Origin of the sequence: Streptomyces sp. NPDC021096, assembly GCF_040641275.1 — a bacterium.
GTDB lineage: Bacteria > Actinomycetota > Actinomycetes > Streptomycetales > Streptomycetaceae > Streptomyces.
In genome coordinates, this window is record NZ_JBFADG010000005.1 from 40,615 (window position 1) to 54,771 (window position 14,157).

17 protein-coding genes are annotated in these 14,157 nt (G+C 69.1%); 8 read left to right on the forward strand and 9 right to left on the reverse strand.

Annotated features, from left to right (window positions below; translation table 11 throughout):
* The first annotated feature begins 8 nt into the window (after positions 1-8).
* Genes AB0G59_RS10665 through AB0G59_RS10675 form a run of 3 tightly spaced genes read left to right on the forward strand, consistent with a single transcriptional unit; the run spans position 9 to position 2,846 of the window.
* On the forward strand, positions 9-857 hold the full coding sequence (locus AB0G59_RS10665; protein ID WP_360910091.1) for a DUF364 domain-containing protein: 849 nt from the start codon (positions 9-11) through the stop codon (positions 855-857).
* Entirely contained in the window at positions 854-1,903 is a 1,050-nt protein-coding gene (locus AB0G59_RS10670; RefSeq protein WP_360910093.1) for a GHMP kinase, read from the forward strand. Before AB0G59_RS10665 ends, AB0G59_RS10670 begins: the two co-directional genes overlap by 4 nt.
* Complete coding sequence (locus tag AB0G59_RS10675) at positions 1,824-2,846, forward strand: pyridoxal-phosphate dependent enzyme (RefSeq protein WP_360910095.1); 1,023 nt, start codon at positions 1,824-1,826, stop codon at positions 2,844-2,846. Before AB0G59_RS10670 ends, AB0G59_RS10675 begins: the two co-directional genes overlap by 80 nt.
* Before the next feature lie 6 nt (positions 2,847-2,852).
* On the opposite strand, the gene AB0G59_RS10680 is transcribed toward AB0G59_RS10675, so the two are convergent.
* Complete coding sequence (locus tag AB0G59_RS10680) at positions 2,853-3,236, reverse strand: HGxxPAAW family protein (protein ID WP_360910097.1); 384 nt, start codon at positions 3,234-3,236, stop codon at positions 2,853-2,855.
* A gap of 117 nt (positions 3,237-3,353) precedes the next feature.
* On the opposite strand from AB0G59_RS10680, the gene AB0G59_RS10685 reads away from it, so the two are divergent.
* Together AB0G59_RS10685 and AB0G59_RS10690 are read left to right on the forward strand one after the other, a co-directional pair.
* Complete coding sequence (locus AB0G59_RS10685) at positions 3,354-3,824, forward strand: MarR family transcriptional regulator (RefSeq protein ID WP_360910099.1); 471 nt, start codon at positions 3,354-3,356, stop codon at positions 3,822-3,824.
* 227 nt (positions 3,825-4,051) lie between these two features.
* Entirely contained in the window at positions 4,052-4,453 is a 402-nt protein-coding gene (locus tag AB0G59_RS10690) for a hypothetical protein (protein ID WP_360910101.1), read from the forward strand.
* 49 nt (positions 4,454-4,502) lie between these two features.
* On the opposite strand, the gene AB0G59_RS10695 is transcribed toward AB0G59_RS10690, so the two are convergent.
* From AB0G59_RS10695 to AB0G59_RS10720, 6 genes are all read right to left on the reverse strand, one after another.
* The gene (locus tag AB0G59_RS10695; protein ID WP_360910103.1) at positions 4,503-5,042 is read right to left on the reverse strand and encodes a hypothetical protein; all 540 of its coding nucleotides are present in this window, start codon (positions 5,040-5,042) and stop codon (positions 4,503-4,505) included.
* A 54-nt stretch (positions 5,043-5,096) separates the two neighbouring features.
* A complete protein-coding gene (locus tag AB0G59_RS10700; RefSeq protein ID WP_360910105.1) occupies positions 5,097-5,426 on the reverse strand; it encodes a hypothetical protein in 330 nt (109 codons plus the stop codon).
* Positions 5,427-5,683: 257 nt separating this feature from the next.
* Entirely contained in the window at positions 5,684-6,655 is a 972-nt protein-coding gene (locus tag AB0G59_RS10705) for a sporulation-delaying protein SdpB family protein (protein WP_360910107.1), read from the reverse strand.
* Entirely contained in the window at positions 6,649-7,302 is a 654-nt protein-coding gene (locus AB0G59_RS10710; RefSeq protein ID WP_360910109.1) for an SdpA family antimicrobial peptide system protein, read from the reverse strand. The genes AB0G59_RS10705 and AB0G59_RS10710 overlap by 7 nt, the downstream gene beginning before the upstream one ends.
* Positions 7,303-7,526: 224 nt before the next feature.
* Positions 7,527-7,919 (reverse strand): galactosyltransferase-related protein, encoded by a 393-nt coding sequence (locus tag AB0G59_RS10715; protein ID WP_360910110.1) that lies wholly within the window; start codon positions 7,917-7,919, stop codon positions 7,527-7,529.
* Between the two features lie 150 nt (positions 7,920-8,069).
* Entirely contained in the window at positions 8,070-9,080 is a 1,011-nt protein-coding gene (locus AB0G59_RS10720) for a glycosyltransferase (RefSeq protein ID WP_360910111.1), read from the reverse strand.
* A gap of 428 nt (positions 9,081-9,508) precedes the next feature.
* On the opposite strand from AB0G59_RS10720, the gene AB0G59_RS10725 reads away from it, so the two are divergent.
* Positions 9,509-10,741 carry a glycosyltransferase gene (locus tag AB0G59_RS10725; RefSeq protein ID WP_360910113.1) on the forward strand — a complete coding sequence of 411 codons (1,233 nt, stop codon included), beginning with the start codon at positions 9,509-9,511 and terminating at the stop codon, positions 10,739-10,741.
* Here the strand turns inward: AB0G59_RS10725 and AB0G59_RS10730 are convergent.
* Positions 10,659-11,225: a nucleoside deaminase gene (locus AB0G59_RS10730; protein ID WP_071966962.1), complete on the reverse strand. Its 567-nt coding sequence runs from the start codon at positions 11,223-11,225 to the stop codon at positions 10,659-10,661. The genes AB0G59_RS10725 and AB0G59_RS10730 overlap by 83 nt on opposite strands.
* A 107-nt stretch (positions 11,226-11,332) precedes the next feature.
* Here AB0G59_RS10730 and AB0G59_RS10735 point away from each other — a divergent pair, with 107 nt between their 5' ends.
* Together AB0G59_RS10735 and AB0G59_RS10740 are read left to right on the forward strand one after the other, a co-directional pair.
* A complete protein-coding gene (locus AB0G59_RS10735) occupies positions 11,333-12,310 on the forward strand; it encodes an antibiotic biosynthesis monooxygenase (protein ID WP_360910115.1) in 978 nt (325 codons plus the stop codon).
* 66 nt (positions 12,311-12,376) lie between these two features.
* Complete coding sequence (locus AB0G59_RS10740) at positions 12,377-13,759, forward strand: FAD-binding oxidoreductase (RefSeq protein WP_360910117.1); 1,383 nt, start codon at positions 12,377-12,379, stop codon at positions 13,757-13,759.
* Between the two features lie 115 nt (positions 13,760-13,874).
* Here the strand turns inward: AB0G59_RS10740 and AB0G59_RS10745 are convergent, their stop codons facing one another.
* The gene (locus tag AB0G59_RS10745; protein WP_360910119.1) at positions 13,875-14,033 is read right to left on the reverse strand and encodes a hypothetical protein; all 159 of its coding nucleotides are present in this window, start codon (positions 14,031-14,033) and stop codon (positions 13,875-13,877) included.
* Positions 14,034-14,157 lie beyond the last annotated feature (124 nt).

The following is a 14,157-nucleotide window of genomic DNA, read 5'->3' on the forward strand; positions in this document are numbered from 1 at the left end:
GGAATCCCATGACCCGGACCTCCCCCGCCCCTTCCCTCGCACCGACCGTCGACGCCCTCGTCGAGGCCGTCCTCGCGGGCGAACACGGCCCGCTCCCCTCCGAACTCGTCGCGACCAGCGTGTTCTGGATCCACCACGGCACCCGCCTGGCCGGCGGCGACACCACCTACCTCAACCAGTACGTCCTGGTCCGCCTCGGCGGCTCCTTCGGCGGCTGTGCCTTCGAGGCCGGCGAGATCGACCCCGCGATCTGCCGCGACTCCTCCGGCACCCCGCTCGACGTCCTGCTGCGCGAGGCCCCGCGTCCGCTGCGGATCGCCGCCCTCGACGCCTACCTCTCCGAGACCCGTCCCCACCGCGTGGCCGCCGAGGCGGGCGACGCCGAGCCCGTCACCCTGCCAGCCGGTACCCCGGAGGTCCGTGCGAAGGCCCGCGACGCGGCCATCGCCGGCCTGCTGGACATCGAGGAGGGCGCGAAGGTCGGCCTCATCGGCGTCGTCAACCCGTTGATCGCGGCGATACGCGAGCGCGGCGGCCGGCCGCTGCCCTGCGACCTCAACCTCAAGGCCACCCAGTGGGGCGACCCCGTCACCGACGACATGCACGAGGTGCTGGACCGCGCCGAGGCCGTCGTCGCCACCGGAATGACCCTCAGCAACGGCTCGTTCGACACCATCCTGGAGCGCTGCCGGTCCCGGGGCATCCCGCTGATCGTCTACGCGCAGACCGGCAGCGCCGTCGCCCGCGCCTTCCTCGGCTCGGGCGTCACCGCCCTGTCCGCGGAACCGTTCCCCTTCTCCCAGTTCAGCGCCGAGGAGACGGGTCTGTACCGCTACCGGACGGTGGGCGGCGCATGATTCCCGCCGCCCGCACGGCCGTGCCCGGTGCCGGTGCCGGTGGGGAGGTCACCGGCACCGGGTACGCCCCCTGCCACCACGGCGAGATCCTCCAGGGCGTCTTCCTCGACGACGAAGGGCGGCGCTGCGCGGGCCTGGTCACCCTGCCGATGGCCGGGCCGGGCAGCAGCGCCGAGTTCGTCCGCCGGCCCGGCACGGCGCCCGAGGCGCTCACCGTCGTACCCGCCGACCGTACGAAGGCCGCGCGGGCCGCGGCCCTCGCGGTGGCGGAGTGCGCGGAGCGGACCGGCCGGCCGCCCTGCGGCGGGGAGTTGCGGCTCACCGGTGACATACCGGTGGGCCTGGGCATGGGCAGCTCCACCAGCGACGTGATCGCCGCCGTGCGGGCGGTCGCGGACTCGTACGGGCTGCGGCCGGCCCCCGACACGGTCGCCCGGCTGGCCGTGCGCGCGGAGTCGGCCTGCGATCCGCTGATGCTGGACGGCCGCCCGGTGCTGTTCGCCCAGCGGGAGGGCCGGGTCCTGGAGGTCCTCGGCCCGGCCCTGCCGCCGCTGGTCGTGGTGGGCTGCGCCCTCGGCGGGGGCGCGCCCGTGGACACCCTGTCCCTGCCCGTACGCGAGCCCGGCGACAGTGACGTACGGGCCTGGGAGCGGATGCGCACGCGGCTGCGCCGGGCGGTGGCGACCGGCGACGTACGGCTGCTCGGCCAGGTCGCCACCGCCAGCGCGCGGCGCGGCCAACAAGTGCTCGGCCACCCGGAATTCGACGCCCTGACCGCAATCGCCCGCCGGGTCGGGGCGGCGGGTGTCCAGATCGCGCACAGCGGAGCGGTGGCGGGCGTGCTGTTCGACCCGGCCGCGCCGGGCCTGCGACACCGCGTCCGCAGCTGCCTGCGCGCCCTGGACGCCCACGGCATCCCCGCCACCCGGACCTTCACGACGTTCACCACCACCAAGGAGATCCTGGATGGACCAACACATCGCGGAGTCGATCGGCCGCCCGGACCTGATACGCCTCGACGACCGGCTCGTCTGCCTGCGCTTTGAGACGATGAAGGTGGTCTCCGCCCTCGCCGCGGTACGCCACCTGCTGGACACCGGGGCGGTGCGCCACGGGGACACCCTGCTGGACAGCTCCAGCGGCATCTACGCGTACGCCCTCGCCCTGGCCTGCCACCGGCACGGCATGCGCTGCCACATCGTCGGCTCGACGACGGTGGACCACACGCTGCGCACCCAGCTCGCCGTACTCGGGGCGACGCTGGAGCAGATGGAGCCGTGCAGCGATCTGAAGCTCGACCAGAAGCGGCGCGTCGAGCGGATCCACGAGATCCTCGCCGAACACCCCGAGTACCACTGGATGCGGCAGTACCACGACGACGTCCACTACCTCGGCTACCGCGCGATCGCCGACCGGATCCGCGAGGCGACCGGCACGGACGGGCTCACCGTCGTCGGCGGCGTCGGCTCGGGGGCCTCGACCGGAGCCCTGGCCCGCTACCTGCGTGCGGGTTCGGCGGGTTCGGCGGATGTCGAACTGGTCGGCGTCCAGCCGTACGGCAGCGTCACCTTCGGCGCGGAGCACGTCTCCGACCCCGAGATCATCATCGCCGGGATCGGCAGCTCCATCCCCTTCGGGAACGTCTCGCACGAGCTGTACGACACCCTGCACTGGATCTCCTTCGACGCGGCCCTGGCCGGCAGCGTCGACCTGCTGCGCCGACACGCGGTCTTCGCGGGCCTGTCGACCGGCGCCGGCTACCTCGCCGCCCGCCACGAACGCGACCGCTCCCCCGAACGAACGATCCTCTTCATCGCCGCCGACACCGGCCACCGCTACGTCGACACCGTCTACGCCCGCCACCGCGAGGCCGCCCGGATCGAGGACCTCGCGCCGCGAGAGGTGCCCGACCAGAGCCGGCTGGCCCTGCCGTGGTCCCGCATGCGCTGGAACCGCGCGCCGGCGGCGGCTGCGGTCCTGTCGTCCTGACTGCCGTCAGGACGACAGATCGGCGGGCGCGCTCGTACGAGAAGCGATGTCGGCGGGCATGGCCTCGGGTGCGGCGTCCGTGCGTCGCGGAGCGCCGCGGCGTCCGGCCAGTCGGCATCCGAGGCAGCCCGTGTGCCCGTGGCGCGCGGCGCGGTCCCGTACCTTCATCGCCCACTGGTCTGCAGGCCGCGGGCCGGGCGGCTTGCCCCAGCCTGCGAGATGCAGGGCCCAAGTGACCAGCAACGCCGATGCCATGACGCCGAGCCCCAGCCAGATCCCCGGGCGCCAGCCGCAAATGCCCGCGCCGGCGACCGCGGCCCCGGCCGTGGCGATGACGCAACCGGTCCATCCGGCGATGGTGTGGCCCTCGTCGTGCTGATGTCCGCTCATATACCTGCCCCCTCCTACCCGCCGCCCGGGCCACGGCATGCCGCGGCCCCGCTACGGCGCCAGACTTATGATGGCTTAGCAAGTGAGGAATTTATCTTACACACTAAGGGATTTTCAATGGAGGGCAAGAACCGCCCCGCCGCCACCGCCTCGGACGCGATCAGCGCCATGGACGGCCTCATCGCGACGAGCATCGTCGGACAGCAGGAGTTCGCAAGAAACTTGGGCCTGAGCGTGACGGACCTCATCTGCTTCGCGTACGTCCTGGAGGCCGGGGACTCCCCGGTCACCGCCGGCGACCTGGCCGGGCGCGCGCACGTCACGACGGGTGCGGTGACCGGAGTCCTCAACCGTCTGGAGCGCGGCGGCTTCGTCACCCGGCAGCCGGACCCCGCCGACCGCCGCCGCGTGCGCGTCGTCGCCGTCCCGGCCGCCGCCGAGCGGGTGCGAGCCGTCTACGGGCCGTACTACACGCTCCTCGCGGAGCTCTTCGCGGACTACACGCCGGACGAAGTCGCCGTGCTCGCCGACTGGTTCACGCGCGCCGGCGCGATGGCGCGCACGTACCTCGAGGAGTCGTGCGAGTAGCTGACGCCCCGATCGCGCAGGCGTCGGGGGGCTGCAGCACACCAGCGGCATTCCGTGGTGACGGACACACAATTTTCACCAAAAGGTAGTTATCCGTACAGCCCGTGATTCGGTTCTCCCACACGAAAAGGGCACGCAAGGACGGCACACCCTCATCTGAATTGGCGTCAACAACCCTTGCTGCACTAGACTTTACCCACAGCAGTGAGAAAGGAGAGGCGCCGTCCATGGGCACCAAATTCATTGAGGTCGACGAATCCCACAAGGGTCAGCCCAGCGTGGAAGAAGGCGTGAAGACGATCGAGGTCGGCGGTCAGACGATCACGACGACGATTTACGTCAAGCGGATCGACTTCGACGACCTCGCCCCCGAGGTCACCGACAATCTGACCACGGTCAAGTTCGCCGTAACGGTGGCCGAGGAAATGGAGGACCTGACCGGGGAGGTGGACGAGGACGGTTCCCCGGTGACGGAAATCAAGGAAATCCAGGTGCCCAAGTGGCTCGAGGTCGACCTGGGTCCCGAATCCCTGAAGCAGTACGAAGAAGTAATGGCGCCCTTCTTCGCCGCCGCCCGCGAGACCGAGGCACCGACCGTGCCCGCGCCCCGCAAGCGCCGCAAGAAGTGATCTCGTGCCCCTCTCCTGCCGCCAGGAGAGGGGCTTCGTTGCTCAAGGCTCAGGCATGCGCCGCCGTAATGACGTCGTGCGTCAACGTGTCCAGCCCCAGAGCCCCTTCCTCCGTAGCGGCCCTGAATTTCGTGACGCGAACGTAGAGCACCAACACCAGGCGCACGAAGAAGAAGGCGAAGAGGAATCTGGGCTGCGTGTCTTCCAGTTCGTCGCTGCTGGGCCGGACGGTGTCGATGAGGGCGCTGCTGGTGGTGACGAGCGCCTGCTTGGTACGGACATGGGAGCCGCTGGTCACGGCTGCCCGGAAGTCCTCGATGACGCCCGGGCGCGTTTCCTCGAGCCGATCCATCAGCTTGTTCTCCTCGGCGGTCGATCGAGGAGTGGCGGCGGGGAGACCGGGAAAGTGGCGAGCGAGCGCGGCCCCGACCGGACCATGCCCGAAGAAGACACCACGGAACACGGTCCGCGCATCGTAAGCGACGGTGTCGTGACGAGCGGACGAAAGCACCTTCTGCTCACTGGCGAACGTGGGCGACGCCGCATGCAGCCCCACTGCCACCATTGACATGGCCAGTCCCCACGCCACGCATCGCACTCTGAGTTTCATCGCGTCTCACAGATCCCTTCGCTCGTAAGCGGTTCAGTGGCGTCCCGACATCCGAATGACGTCGTGGACCAAGTCGTCGGCCCTGAGAACGCGATCCGCGTCTTGCGCTCGCCAAAACTTGTACAACTCCCACAGGTACGTATCGACGTAGGCGTACTGCCAGACGGCCACCGCCAGGTAGAGGGCGAGGCACTTCCCCGACGGGTCACCCGGGTCGAGAGGGCTGCCGCTGGGCCGGACGGTGTCGACGACGACGCGGCTGGTGGTGACGAGTGCTTGCTTGGTGCGGACGTGGGAGCCGCTGGTCACGGCTGCCCGGAAGTCCTCGATGACGCCCGGATGCGTTTCGTCCAGTCGATCCATGAGCTTGTTCTCTTCGGCCGTCGACCGGGCAGTGGCGGCAGGGAGACCGGGGAAGTGGCGGGACAGCGCGGCTCCGACTGGACCATGCCCGAAGAAGACACCACGGAACACGGTTCGCGCATCGTACGCGACGGCGTCTTGACGAGCAGAAGAAAGCGCCCTCTGCTCACTGGCGAACGTGGGCGAAGCCACGCACAGCCATCCTGCTGCCGTCGACACTGCCAGCCCCCACGAGACCAGCTTCAATTTGGATCGCATCATTCCGTGGGCCCCTTCGTCAGTTCCGCCGTCGATAGGGAATGCGTTTGGATCGGCTTGGTCCAGGTCGGCCAGGAGAGCCGTTGATCGGCACGATGCAGGAAGATGATGTCCAGGGCGATCATCGTGAGCGAGAAGGAGATGAGCCCCATGGTCACTGCGATGCCGATATGGAAGATGATGGATCCCCACAGAAAGGGTCGCCAACGACGCGACGGGAGCACGAGCGCGATCGCCAATGCGACCTCGCCCAGAGGGACCGCCCAGGTGAAGAGGGAGACCGTGACATCGTTACGGATGACCGGATCAATGAGGAACCGCTGCCAGGCGGGCGCTCCCATCACCGGATCGGAAAGCCAGTAGTACATGGCAGTTCCGTCCGCCCATTCGGCGACCCCGAGTTTTGCGACGCCGGCATGGAAATACACGACGGCTGCCTGGCAACGGATGGCGAAGATGCCGATCCAACCCACAACCCACCCGGTGAGCATCCAGTTGCCCGGGGCAGTGCCGACCGGCGTCGGTTCCCTCCAGTGGGTTCTCCGTCCATCGCACAGGCCGACGGGGATGAGCAGCAGCGTCAGCACGGCTGCGATTTGATCGCCTCCATCCACAATGGAGGCCGAGACGTTCAGGCTGAAGGCGACATACCAGTGGGGTACGACCGTCCATCGTGGGAAAAATCCAGTAATTACCACGAGAAGGACGGCGATGGAGAACCATCGCCCCGGCTCCGGCCCCCACAAGCAATAGGCGGAAGCGGCCGAGATTCCTTCGCACTGGGGCGGCGGCTCCATTCCGCTTCCCGCGGTGAAGAGAGTGTCGCTTGAGTTCAACACCAACGTGATCAGGGTTCCCGCAGCGAGCAGGCTACGGGCCACACCGTAGACATTGGTGAAGGGGGATGTGCACAGTGTCTGTGTCGCCCACACTCCGAGCCGCGCCAGCGGATCACGATCACGCCTCAGCATGACACCTCCATGCGGAGAATCTGCACCGGCATCTGCTCCTCGACGCCGAAGCGCGCCCAACTCCAGGGCAGTGGTTCCTGCCTGGTGAGGGCAATCGGACCGCACAGAGTCGGCGTTGGGCTCCCACTGCGCACCCTCACCGGGGGACCCGCTTTCCCTGGAGAATGCGCACACTGCCGAACGATCTCCCCGAGAGGCTTCGCCACATCAACGGCCTCGCAGTCACTCCAGTGCGCCCCCTTTTCCACAGCCCGCGAGAGAAGCAACCCCATTTCAACACTCTGGGCGCGCTGTTCTCTCTTCACCCCGAACCACTCCGTTGCGGATGCCTGATTCAGGGACCACTGTTGCCACTGATTTCCCACCCGTCGCCACAGCAGAACATCCTTCTCGCGCGGAGATCTGGTGAAGAACGCCCATCCTTCCGGGAGTAGCGAGCGAATAGCCTGCTGATTCTGCCCGGGAAGCGTCAGCGCATTGGTCGGGAGCGACGAATCGGCTGCGTAACAGGCAATCAATCCGTAGAGCGAAATGAGCGCCGCTACCGCTGCTCCGCGCCACCGTAGGGTTGCGGCGGATGGAGCGGAGAACGGACGGGCGTTGTCCTGGGATTGGAGTTTCCCCTGTTCCACCTGTTGCGCCGTCATGTCGCTCCCTCTTTCTCGAGTGCTGTCGAGGATGATTCGGCCCCCCGCCAATCGACAGGTACAGGTCACGCAACGGGCCCCATGCTTCCCGGGCAGCACTACCGCCGGCACGGCGCCTCGTCAGCACGATGCCGGCGCGTGTGAGCACAACAGGCGCATTGCGCCGCAGAACGCGCCGCATCGGGGCTTCTCAGACAGAGGCCCCGGATCCTCCAGCCCGTGGGTCAGAGTTCTATCTGCCGGGTGAAGTTGAGCAGGACTTTGACCGGTGTGCGGTCGTGGTTCACCGTGAGCCGTCCGAGACGCAGGTTCTCCTCGGCCTGGCGGAGATTTCGCTGCCACATGTCGTGCCAGCTCAAGGAGCTCCCGGTGTACTTCACCTTCTCGTCATCGGTGTTGCGGATGGCGAACGGCACCTGCTGGGGCACGCGGACCACGCGCATGCCGTGGGCGCGTGCCCGGTCCAGCAGGTCGCTGTCCTGGCAGCCCATCGGAAGCAGGTTCTCGTCGTATCCGCCGAGCTTGTCGAAGGCTGCGCGGGGAAGTCCGATGCGTCCGTACGAACCGTTGCCCGGGTCCAGCCGGCCGTCCGCGTTAGGGCTGAAACCCCGGATCACCAGGTGCGGATCCTCTTCCCAGAGGGTGCGCCAGGTGGGGATGGTGTCGCCGATGTGGTTGTCGGCGTCGAGGTTGACGAGGTAGCGGCCGGTGGCCGCGAGATGCGCGAGGTTCTTGGCTTTCGAGGCGTGGAAGTGAGGCTCTGCGGCTCAGCGGTACATGAACTGATCGGCCAGGCCCCGGGGAACGTCCCCGTCCTGGCGCGACAGGTGCACCAGCCGCTCTCCCACCTGGTCGAGCGACTCCCGCCACGGCGTCTTCGCCCCGCCCCGGACCTTCCCGGCCTTGAGCGCGCGGCCGATCTGCACCGCCAAGTCTTCGGGGACGGTGCTTTCCACGACCTCGCAGGCGCTGTCGATCGCGAACTGTTCGACCCGGGCCCGCTGATCGTCGAAGTTCCGCGGGGCGGGACTGGCGAGGACTCTGGCGCCTCCCGCCGTGGCCTCGTGCAAGGACCCGTAGCCTCCGCGGCAGATCACCAGGTCCGCCGCGTTCAGGACGTCGGGTAGTTCGCGGGAGCCGCGCAGCACGGTGAGGCGGTGCGGGAATCCCGCCGGGATCTCCAACCGGGAGCGGAACATCGGGCCGAGCCCCAGCAGGACCGACAGCCCGGGCCCGGTCACCTGCGCGAGGGCGGCCAGGCTGTAGTCGAAGTGCTCCCGTGCTTCGGGCCCGTGGCCGCGCCCGCCGCCGGACATCACCACCACCAGCCGATCCGGGACGGGGACGCCCAGCCTTTCGCGGGTCTCCGCCGGTCCGGCAGCGGCGGTCCGGAAGACGGGACCCGTCCAGGCTGCCGGGATTCCGGCCGCTGCGAGTTGGTGCCTGAACTCCGGATGTCCGGCCGGATCGTCGGGAACGAAGACGAAGTCCATCCGCCGCAGCGGGCAGTCCGGCCGGGCCAGGTAGTCGGCGAGATCCCGGCGCGGCCGCAGACAGATCGCCTGCCGCGCACCGACCAGTGCCGCCGCCCGCTCGACAGTCGGCCATACCAGGGTGTCGTGGACGACCACCCGGGGGCGCAGGCCCGCCAGAGCCGCGTGCGTCATCGCCGTGATGGCGGCCAGCATGTCGGGATGGGCCGGCTCGTCGCGGTACCGTCCCGCCCGTCCCATCGACGGCAGCTCGATCACCGGCACGTCGCCGCAGACCTCTTCCACGGCGGGACCGGAACCGAGAATGACCGGATCCAGCCCGGGCTGCCGCGACCGTAGATGCCGCGCCAACGCGGTCTGGCGGGCCAGGTGACCGGCCCCGACGCCATTGATGGCGTGCAGCACGATGCGGGCCGGTGCCGGTGGTTCCTGTGGTCCAGGAACACGCTGCGGCCCCGGCGAGGAAGATATGCCGACCATGGTCGGCAGCATGGCAGATCGTCCGGCGGTTCACACCGGGCCCGGGATGTCCTCGCGCCGACCGGTCGGCCGACCGGCGAGAACGGGACATGAGGGCGGCGGCACGTTCGAGTTTCCCGGCGAACGGGAACCGTGGACGGCGAAGGACACCGACCGATCACGTCCTGCCGTCTCGTCGGCCGGAGCGCGGAGGACCACCCTGTGCCCTCGTTCGCACCGTACCCCTGACCGCCGTGCCGCCCGCCGCCCTCGCCGCCCTCGGGTGGGCCGTGAACGCGGCCCACCGACGGGTCGGACGACGCTACCGGCCCGTCACGGCCGCCTACCGCCGGCCGCTCGCCGTGGTCTCGCCCGTCTACCGTGAGGACCCGCTGCTCTTCCGGCGGGCGCTGGAATCGTGGCTCTCCAACGAGGTGACCGAAGTCGTCTGCGTGGTACACGTGGACGACCACGCCTGCCTCGAGATGGCGCGCCGCTTTCCCGTGCGCGTCCTCACCACCGACAGGGCGGACAAGCGCGAGGCGCTGCGGCGGGGATGGCAGGCCGTCTCCGCCGACCTGGTCGCACTCGTCGATTCCGACGTCGTCTGGGCGCCCGGCGTGGCGGACGCGGTGTGTGCCCCGTTCGCCGACCCGCGGGTGGGCGGCGTCGCGACCGCCCAGTACGCCCTCGATCCGGACAGCTTCTGGGAGTACGCGGGAGAACGCTTCAAGGGACAGGGCAGGCTGTCCGCGTTCACCGCGGCGGGCCGGGCCATGATGTGCCTCATCGGGCGCACCGCGGTCTACCGGCGTACGGTGCTCGCGGAGGCCGCCGACGCCTTCGTCAACGAGTCCTTCCTCGGGCGCCGGTGCGTCGTCGGGGACGACACCCGTCTGACCGAGCTGACCCTGCGGGCCGGTTACCGCACTGTCTACCAGCGCACTGCCATGGTGTGCTCACGCTACCCGGGCACCGGCCGTGAGTTTCTCGGCCAACGGCTGAGGAACGCCCGTAACTTCTGGCGGGTGAGACTCACCGCCCTCGTCACGGGCTGGGTCTGGCGGTATCCCTACCTCGCCGTCGGCACGCTTACCGATGTCATCAGCCGCGGCGGGTTCTGGTTGTGCGAGATCTACCTCGTCGTGCTGGTCGTCCACGGGCAGCCGCTCGTGCCGGCGGCCGTGGCGGCGTGGTACGTCCTGCGTCAGGCGGGCGCGGCACGGAAGTTCGCGCGCAGGCACGCCCTTCCCCGGTGGCACATCGCCGCCCAGGTCACCATCAATCTCGTGCTGAAGAACCTCGACCTCGTCGGCCTGCTCACCATGCGCCGCCAGACGTGGCTGACGCGCCGGAGGGCCGACGCCGTGCCGGCTTCGCGAGCCCGAAGGCGCGTCCGCCAGGTCAATACGGGTGCCGGTTGGGCTTGTTCGTCCACGCGTCGTAGGCGTGGGCGCCGATTTCGGGATGGATCTGCTCGATCTTGATCCTCCGCTCGTCGAGCGGCTTCCCGAAGTCCTCGTACTGGAACGAATCGTCGAAGCCGATGCTTCGGGTGTCCTCCAGGCTGCGGCTGAAGTACACGGCGTCGATCCGGGACCAGTAGATGGCGCTCATGCACATCGGGCACGGAGCGCCGCTGATGTAGATGGAGCAGCCCTGGAGCATGCGGGCCCGCTCGGGCACGGGGTCCGGTGAGCCGTCAGGGCGGGGGACGTAGGCCAGGGTGCTCTCGTTCTGACGGTCTTCGGCGATCGACGGCGCCTCGGGGTTGAGGTACTGCACGGCCTTGCGGATGGTCTCGACTTCGGCGTGGGCCGTGGGGTCGCCGGTCAGGAGGACCCGGTTCTGTCCACGCGCGATGATCTCCCCGTCGCGGGTGATCACTGCACCGAAGGGGCCGCCCCAGCCGTTCTCCACGGACTCGGTGGCGAGGCGCACCGCCTCGGTGATGAGTTCTTTGTGTTCCATCACGGAGCTCCCATCGGTGTCGGTCTCCCGCTGTGGAGGGGCTCGCGGAGCAGGCAATCACATGCCCGGTTTGCCGCATAAATACTATATGAACTAGGCTACTCTACGTGAGTCCACGTGCAAGCCGTGACTCCGCGGCCGATCACGCCACCGTCGTGACCTCGCAGAAAGTGCGACCGGGCCACGTCGACGAGTATCAGCGCTGGCAGAACCGGACGAATGAGGCCGCCCGCGAATTCGATGGGTTCGAGGGCTCCGAGGTGTACCCGCCGGGCGCCGGTTCCGAGAACGAATGGGTGACGGTCTTCCGGTTCTCCGGGATCGACTACCTGACCGCCTGGCTGGAGTCGGACCGCCGGCAGGAACTTCTCGCGGAAGGCCGGAGATTCTTCGAAGGGCCACCGACACAAGAGGTGCTCCGTGGTGGCGCCCCCGCCGAACAGGCCCCCGAGACCGTCACCGCCGTCGTCTCCCACGAGGTGAAGCCCGGACGCGAAGAGGGCTTCCTGCGCTGGCAGGAGAAGGTCCTCAAGGCGCAGGAGAAGTACCCCGGATTCATGGGGTCCGAGTTGTTCAAACCGGTCGAAGGGGTTCAGGAACGCTGGGTCGTCGTCTTCCGGTTCGACTCTCGCGCGCACCTCGAGGAATGGCTCGAGTCCGATGTCCGCAGCAGACTGCTCGAGGAAGGGCGCGCCTACTTCGTCTCCTACGACGTGCACAAGGTCGGCTCCGCGTTCAGCGGCTGGTTCCGCTTCGGCAAGGGAGCGCAGGACACCGCTCCGCCCAACTGGAAGCAGGCCATGTCCGTGATCCTGGCGCTCTATCCCACCGTCATGGTGCTGAACCTGACCGTGGGTGCCGAGCTGGACGAGCTCAACGTCCCGGGGTACGTCGGCCTGTTCATCGGCAACGTGCTGAGCGTCAGCGCACTGACCTGGCTGCTGATGCCTCTGGTGAACAAGTGCCTCGCGTTCTGGCTCGTGCCCAGCCGCGCGCGCGGTGTCCGCGTCCATGTGGCGGGGGCGGCAGTAGTGGTGCTCTGTTATCTGCTGTTCATCGTGATCTTCGGCCTGACCGTCCACTGACCGCCCCCCACCGGCCCCACTGGCCGCGACCCACCGGCCGCGACCGGCCGGCCCCTCGAGGAGGTCATGATGCCCGGGTGTTCTCCCGCAGCACGCTTCGAAGGAGCCCTGATCCGGCGGGGCGACCCCGCCTACGACAGCGCCAGGGCCGCCGCCGTGTGGAACGGGCTCAAGCCGGAGCGCTTCCCCGAGGCCATCGTGCGGGCAGCCTCCGAGCGGGACGTCGCCGAGGCCCTTTCCTGCGCACGCTCCGAGGGGATGCGCGTCTCGACGCGTTCCGGTGGACACAACTGGTCCGGCTCCCAGCTGCGCGACGGGAGCCTGCTGCTCGACCTCTCCGGGCTCCGCCGGTGCAGCATCGACCCGGGGTCGATGACGGCCACGGTGGGGCCCGCCGCCACCGGGCGGGACCTGGTCACGGCACTGGCCCCGTACGACCTCGCCTTTCCCGTGGGCCACTGTCCTTCCGTCGCGGTGGGCGGATTCCTGCTCAGCGGCGGACTCGGGTGGAACTCCCGCGCGTGGGGACCGTCATGCGCCGACGTCCTGGAGATCCAGGCCGTCACCGCCGACGGCCGGACGGTCACGTGCAGCGAGACCGAGAACCCCGACCTCTTCTGGGCCGCCCGCGGCGCGGGGCCCGGCTTCTTCGCCGTCGTCACCCGCTTCCGGCTCCGCCTGCACCCCCACCCGGGGGCCGTCGTGACCACCAGCCTCACCTTCCCACTGGCCGCGACCGGCCCCGTGGCGGCCTGGGCGGAAGGGGTCGCACGCGAACTCCCGGCGAACGTCGAGACGGCCCTGGTCCTCACGGCTTCCGGCGAACCGACCGCCACCGCCCCGCCCGGTCCACGGGTACTGGTCGGCATGACCGCGTTCGCCACGACACACGAGGAAGCACTCGCCGCTCTCTCGCCGGCAAAGTCCTGCCCCCTCGCCGACAGCGCCGTCCTCCTCCAGGCGCCCGAACCGACGTCGTTCGCCCGCCTGCACCAGGGCGCCGACGCGGTATGGCCCTCGGCGCACCGGTACGCGGCGGACACGCTGTGGTCAGGGGAGACCTACGAGACCCAACTGAACCGCATGGCCGACGCGGTAGCCCACGCGCCCTCCGACAAATCCGTCGTCCTCGCGCCGGTGCTGCCCGTATCCGAAGACCCCGCTCTCCTGCGGAACATGGCCTTCTCCACGCTCGGTGAGTCCTACCTCGTGTGCTACGCGATCTGGAACGACCCCGCCGCGGACGGGGCCAACGCGCAGTGGCTGCGGGATGCCATGGCCTCGGTCGATCCGTCGGGCCACGGCGGCCACTACATCGCCGAGACGGACCTGGAAGCCGACGCCTCCCGGGCCCGGCTCTCGTACGCGCCCGCCGACTGGGACCGCCTGCAGGAACTCAAGGCCGCATGGGACCCGGAGAACGTCTTCCACGCCTACTTGACACCGTGAATGCCGAAGGCGATGGGCTGCTCCGTTCAACGGCGCGGGGCCCCCGCCGGCCCTGGCCGGCGGAGACCCCGGTACGCGGCACGCAGGGAGTCGGCGCGCCATGGCGGATGGGCTCTCACTCCAGATCCGCACACCCGGCGAACTGCGCCGGGGCGTAGACGACCCCGACGAAGGCGCAGTAGGCCTTCCCGACCTCGTTGTCGGCATGGGCAGGCGTGGCGACGGCCACGCTCCCGAGGGCAAGAAGGATGCCTGCCGCGGCAGCGGCGGCCACGCGACGAATGCTGTTGATGGCGGACCTCCTGAGAGTCGGGGCGGCGGCTGCCGCCTCAAGACGCACCGAGAGGATTTCCTCACCCTCCGTACACAAACGCTTACCGGTGGCTGCATCAGTGCTC

Coding starts and splice junctions, on each gene's coding strand:
- AB0G59_RS10675 (WP_360910095.1), top strand. CDS start 1,824: ATGGACCAACACATCGCGGAGTCGATCGGCCGCCCGGACCTGATACGC.
- AB0G59_RS10665 (WP_360910091.1), top strand. CDS start 9: ATGACCCGGACCTCCCCCGCCCCTTCCCTCGCACCGACCGTCGACGCC.
- AB0G59_RS10710 (WP_360910109.1), bottom strand. CDS start 7,302: ATGACGGCGCAACAGGTGGAACAGGGGAAACTCCAATCCCAGGACAAC.
- AB0G59_RS10680 (WP_360910097.1), bottom strand. CDS start 3,236: ATGAGCGGACATCAGCACGACGAGGGCCACACCATCGCCGGATGGACC.
- AB0G59_RS10685 (WP_360910099.1), top strand. CDS start 3,354: ATGGAGGGCAAGAACCGCCCCGCCGCCACCGCCTCGGACGCGATCAGC.
- AB0G59_RS10670 (WP_360910093.1), top strand. CDS start 854: ATGATTCCCGCCGCCCGCACGGCCGTGCCCGGTGCCGGTGCCGGTGGG.
- AB0G59_RS10740 (WP_360910117.1), top strand. CDS start 12,377: ATGATGCCCGGGTGTTCTCCCGCAGCACGCTTCGAAGGAGCCCTGATC.
- AB0G59_RS10700 (WP_360910105.1), bottom strand. CDS start 5,426: ATGGATCGACTGGACGAAACGCATCCGGGCGTCATCGAGGACTTCCGG.
- AB0G59_RS10730 (WP_071966962.1), bottom strand. CDS start 11,225: ATGGAACACAAAGAACTCATCACCGAGGCGGTGCGCCTCGCCACCGAG.
- AB0G59_RS10690 (WP_360910101.1), top strand. CDS start 4,052: ATGGGCACCAAATTCATTGAGGTCGACGAATCCCACAAGGGTCAGCCC.
- AB0G59_RS10705 (WP_360910107.1), bottom strand. CDS start 6,655: ATGCTGAGGCGTGATCGTGATCCGCTGGCGCGGCTCGGAGTGTGGGCG.